Annotated in this window: 2 protein-coding genes and 2 pseudogenes; 1 reads left to right on the forward strand and 3 read right to left on the reverse strand. The window is 42.7% G+C overall.

Going from position 1 to position 5370, the window contains the following annotated elements:
* Window positions 1-515 precede the first annotated feature (515 nt).
* Window positions 516-721 (reverse strand): annotated as a pseudogene (locus tag H5300_RS28560) (transposase family protein); the annotation flags it as partial.
* A 311-nt stretch (window positions 722-1032) separates the two neighbouring features.
* Here H5300_RS28560 and glgX point away from each other — a divergent pair.
* Complete coding sequence (gene glgX, locus H5300_RS25295; RefSeq protein ID WP_182797209.1) at window positions 1033-3000, forward strand: glycogen debranching protein GlgX; 1968 nt, start codon at window positions 1033-1035, stop codon at window positions 2998-3000.
* A gap of 97 nt (window positions 3001-3097) precedes the next feature.
* Here glgX and pgm read toward each other — a convergent pair whose 3' ends face one another.
* Together pgm and glgC are read right to left on the reverse strand one after the other, a co-directional pair.
* A complete protein-coding gene (gene pgm / locus H5300_RS25300) occupies window positions 3098-4744 on the reverse strand; it encodes a phosphoglucomutase (alpha-D-glucose-1,6-bisphosphate-dependent) (protein ID WP_182797210.1) in 1647 nt (548 codons plus the stop codon).
* Window positions 4745-4885: 141 nt separating this feature from the next.
* Window positions 4886-5370, reverse strand: a pseudogene (gene glgC / locus H5300_RS25305) (glucose-1-phosphate adenylyltransferase); the annotation flags it as partial.

Raw genomic sequence — 5370 nt, forward strand, 5'->3', positions numbered from 1 at the left:
CGGTTTGGAGCCAGCTTCCGACAACAGACTCCGGTGGACCTACCACCATCTCTTCTCAAGCTTAGCCATAAGCATTATGCATATCCTTATGCTGCAATCTTATGTGCCTGTGGCACACCATCAAGAACCCAATGAAGCTGGCTTTCAACCAACCAATGCTCTCTGATTGTCCGAGCAGCAAGCTCAACATCAACCTCTAATGAGCTAACATACCAGCGTGAATCTCTTGTTCCTTTTCCATTGCAAGTGCGCTCACTTGCCACTTCAATAAAGCTTTTTATATGAGGCCACTTTCCTTCAATTCAGCTGGAAGATTCGTCTCTATCCACATGATATTCGGCCATTCTTTTCGAGCATGCCCTTCATTTTCTAGGATACATTCCGCCATGCTATTTGGTTGATTATAAACGGCTGAAAAACTTCTGTCACATGCTCAAAAAGTGTCGGCTGGTTCTTTTTTAGCTGGATTGTAAAGTCGCCTTTCTTTGCCTTGATTTGTGCCATTGTTCGCGCTAAGCAATGCAGTGTTGTTTCGGAATACCACTTTCAAATCCTCGATATTGTCTCAACCAGTCAATTTGGCTTTCACCAAATTCTTGAATGGACTTCCATCCTGTAGCACAGCAGAAAATATTAGAAAAACGACATCAACTAAGTCGTGTTTAACGTTAATATCATTACGTGCATCAGGTATGCGGTTAAGGCGTTCAAGAAGTGTCATTTTGTAGGCCGAGTAGTAAATAGATAATGATCAGCTCATCAAAATCAGGATTAGTTCAGTCGAAAATAAAGAATATTTAATCCTTTGATACAGCCGTTCATAAATTGACCACGCAGTTTGATATTTCATCAATTAAACCCTACAAGTTATATGAGATCTCGCCCTGACCGTTACAACCCCATCCAGAGCTGGCCAGTCATCCACGTTTAAACCCGTGGTTTTCTATATCTACAGAATAAAGCTTGATCTTATTTCTACAAAGCCTTTTACTGATAGTTAACTAAGATTGAGCAATGATTAAGAAATCAAGTATGACTAGAACACTCGCTCGCCCATACCCGCTAGGGGCAACACTAGGTAAAATTGGCTGTAACTTCTCTATTTACTCTCCTGACTGCAAAACCCTCTCTCTCGCTCTGTTTGATGAAAACGATGAATTCGTTACTTATAAACTGGAGAACGAGTATGCGAAAATTAGATACGTGTTTATTGAGGGGATAAAAGCAGGGCAAAAATACGGTTTCATAACTGAAACAGAAAACGGCCCCTTGTTACTTTCAGACCCATACGCTAAAGCAATCAGTAAACCGCTTAATTACATTACGCCATATAGTCACGACAAAAGCTTTGCTATGGCAAAATGCCTTGTCGTTAATGACACTTTCGACTGGCAAGGTGTAGAGAAGCCCCATATTCCCCGAGAAGAAACGATTCTTTTTGAAACTCATGTCAAAGGCTTATCCCAACTTCACCCAGAAGTCCCCCCTCACGTAAAAGGTCGCTATCTGGGATTAGTCTGTCCTGAAATGCTTGCATTTTACAAGCAGCAGAATATCAACTCTCTTCAACTATTACCGGTTGCTGCTTGTATGAGCGAACCTCACCTATTGGATATGGATAAGGTGAACTATTGGGGTTATAACCCATACTTGTTCATGGTACCCGACCCTCGCTATGCCAAAGAAGATGCCGTAACTGAGTTAAAGACAGCGATTCGTGAACTACACAGAAACGGAATTGAAGTCATTCTTGATGTTGTCTATAACCACACAGCTGAAGGTGGTGACGGCGGCACAATATTTAACTTAAAAGCACTCGATAACCATTCTTACATCAAGAATGGTTGCCATTACACAAACTTCACTGGCTGCGGTAACACCTTAGACCTTACTCACCAGCCTACTTTTAACTTAGTTATGGATACGCTTCGTTACTGGGCCAATGAATTCCAAGTCGATGGCTTCCGCTTTGACTTAGCAACAACACTAGGGCGCGAAGGGGAAAACTACAACCCTGATGCGGCCTTCTTTAAAGCAGTGGCTCAAGACCCCATTTTAAAAGAAATTAAATTAATTGCAGAGCCATGGGATATAGGCCCAAATGGCTACCAAGTCGGTAATTTTCCTTTAGGTTGGAATGAATGCAACGACAAACTGAGAGACATCACACGTAGCTTCTGGCGTGGTGAACAAGGCTACCTAAAAGAGTTTGCAACACGTTTAATGGGATCTCGTGACATTTATAGTGCTGCACATTGGCCCTTTAAACTGACGGTCAACTACATCACTTATCATGATGGTTTCACCCTACAAGATCTTGTTACTTACAAGGATAAGCACAATGAGGAAAATGGTGAAAACAACCGAGACGGACATGGTGATAATCGCTCTGATAACTACGGTATAGAAGGAGAAACAGAAAACCTATTAGTAGTTGCAACTCGTGAGAAACAAAAACGAAACTTCATGGCGAGTCTCTTATTTGCATTTGGTATCCCACACATTTTGACAGCTGATGTTTTATCTCACACACAGAAAGGGAATAACAACGCTTACTGCCAAGATAGCGTGACGAGTTGGCTAAACTGGGAAAACTCTAAGCTTAAGACAGGCTTTAAGAATTGGTTGTCAGAGATGATTAGCGCTCGACAACAATACATGGTGCCATTTATTCAAGCATTCAGTGGTGACGAGCGGAACTCTAACAGAGTTTATTGGAGCCGTACCGACGGAACTCTAATGAATCATGATGACTGGAACCATTTAAGCTCAGTTACATTACACTTGGGGATAGGAAAAGATGGCGAAGAATTGCTTTACTTAATTAACCAAACCAATAAGCCGACTCAATTTTCATTACCAAATGATAGGAATCAAAACTGGTTAACTGTTTGTGACACCCACGTGCAAAAGGTAAAAACGGGTTATGTTGAAAGTAAGGTCCTGTTATCACCCTCATCAATAGTTATTTTGCATTATTCACCAGGGAAAGGTTCGTAAATTCAATAAAAACCTCATTCATGTGAAGTAAAAGGGCTGATCTAAAGAATCAGCCCTTTTACATATTTAGGTTGTGGCTCTAGTAATCAAATTTCGATTATAGACCAGCCGCTGCAAATACTTGGTTAACAATCTCTTGAGCTTCTGCTTCGATTGCTTTTAGGTGCTCTTCACCTTTAAAGCTTTCACAGTAGATCTTGTAGATGTCTTCTGTACCTGATGGGCGAGCAGCAAACCAACCGTTCTCAGTCGTCACTTTTAGGCCTCCAATCGCAGCGCCATTACCTGGAGCGTGCGTTAGGCGTGCAGTAATTGGGTCACCAGCCAGCGTCTCAGCAGAAACCATCTCTGGAGATAGCTTCTTAAGTACGTCTTTTTGTGCACCATTTGCTACCGCTTGAATACGGTTATACTTAGACTCACCGTGTTTAGCAGCAAGCTCTTCGTAATATTCTTGTGGGTTCTTACCTGTTACTGCTGTGATCTCAGCCGCAAGCAAACAAAGAATTAGGCCATCTTTATCTGTTGACCAAGGCGTACCGTCTTTACGTAAGAAAGATGCGCCAGCACTCTCTTCACCACCGAAACCAAACTGACCGTTGTATAAGCCATCAACGAACCATTTGAATCCAACTGGCACTTCACAAAGTTCGCGACCTAAGTCAGCAACAACACGGTCAATCAATGCGCTTGATACTAATGTCTTCCCAACAGCAACGCCTTTACCCCAACCTTCACGGTTACGGTATAGGTAATCTATACAAACCGCTAAAAAGTGGTTTGGATTCATCAGGCCTTTTGGCGTAACGATGCCGTGGCGATCGTAATCAGGGTCGTTACCAAACGCTAGTTGATAGTCGTCTTTAAGCGCCAGTAAGCCTGCCATTGCGTACGGAGAAGAACAATCCATACGAACCACACCATCTTTGTCTAGAGACATAAATTGGAACGAAGGATCAACCGCTTCACTGACCAGAGTAAGATCTAGGTTGTACGCTTTGCCAATTTGACGCCAGTAATCAATACCGCTGCCACCCAATGGATCAACACCAATCTTGATGTTTGCTTTCTGGATCGCTTCCATATCCACGACATTAACCAAGTCAGCAACGTATGGTGCAACTAGGTCGACTTCTTTTACTAGCTCAGCCTGTATAGCCTGTGCGATAGGCATGCGCTTAACACCTTGCATTTGCTCAGCAATGAGCACGTTCGCACGATCTTCAATCGCTTGAGTTAGCTCAGCCTCAGCAGGGCCACCGTGTGTCGGATTGTATTTAATACCACCGTCTTGTGGTGGGTTATGCGAAGGCGTGATAACAATGCCGTCTGCTTTTTTGTCATTCACTAGGTTATGCGTAAGAATCGCGTGCGAAATACCTGGAGTTGGAGTAAAGCCATTGTTTTCTTGAATAATAACTTCAACACCGTTGGCTACAAGCACTTCGATTACAGTAGAAAACGCAGGCTCAGAGAGAGCGTGAGTATCTTTACCTAGGAAAAGAGGCCCTGTTGTACCCTGCTCAGCACGAACCTCAGCCACCGCTTGTGCGATCGCGAGAATGTGGTTTTCGTTAAATGTTGATTTGTCTGCTGTACCGCGATGACCTGAAGTACCGAACTGTACTTTGTGGTTTGGGTTAGTAGCATCAGGTTGCTTTAAGAAATAGTTAGCAACTAAAGCCGGGATATTATGAAGGTCTTCCTGCCGAGCTTTCTGCCCAGCACGAGAATGTATAGCCATATTTCGACATCCTTATAAATATTCCCCATAACAACTAGGGGTTTACTGTTACAACAATAAAGCGTTCACTGAAAATAACAGCTTAAGTTAAGCTGTTATTTTATAATTAGTCTTCACCCACGCAGTGTTGGTGTTTTCAAGTTAATAACCAACTCGAGAGCCTTTAGGGATCACAACAACACCAAAGTCAGAAACGTGATAGTGCTTTTTATCTTCTTTTAAATTAACACCAATTTTCGTACCTGGAGCGATCTCGACGTCTTTATCAACAATTACACGTCGAAGAACACACCCCTTGCCGACTTTAACATCACCTAAAAGAATGCTTTCACTAAGATCACAAGCCGAGGAAATATTACTTCTAAAGCCTAATACCGATCGTTCAATTCGAGAGCCACGCACATAACTTCCGTTACAAACTAAGCTATCAATAATCTGGACACGTCCATTTTCAGAGTCGGTAAATGTCGCTGGTGGCAAGGGAGGGTAGTAGGTATGTAATGGCCATTTTCTATTATAGAGAGAAAATGGCGCATCCTTCTCAAGAAGGTCCATGTGAGCTTGCCAATACGCATCTATCGTGCCGACGTCACGCCAATAAACTTCTTCTTTCTCACCCGTAATAC

It is taken from the genome of Vibrio sp. SG41-7, assembly GCF_014164465.1.
GTDB classification, from domain to species: Bacteria; Pseudomonadota; Gammaproteobacteria; order Enterobacterales; family Vibrionaceae; genus Vibrio; species Vibrio splendidus.

What these genes read in the sequence shown, in the direction of transcription:
- glgX (WP_182797209.1), top strand. Translation starts at nt 1,033, where the DNA reads ATGACTAGAACACTCGCTCGCCCATACCCGCTAGGGGCAACACTAGGT.
- pgm (WP_182797210.1), bottom strand. Translation starts at nt 4,744, where the DNA reads ATGGCTATACATTCTCGTGCTGGGCAGAAAGCTCGGCAGGAAGACCTT.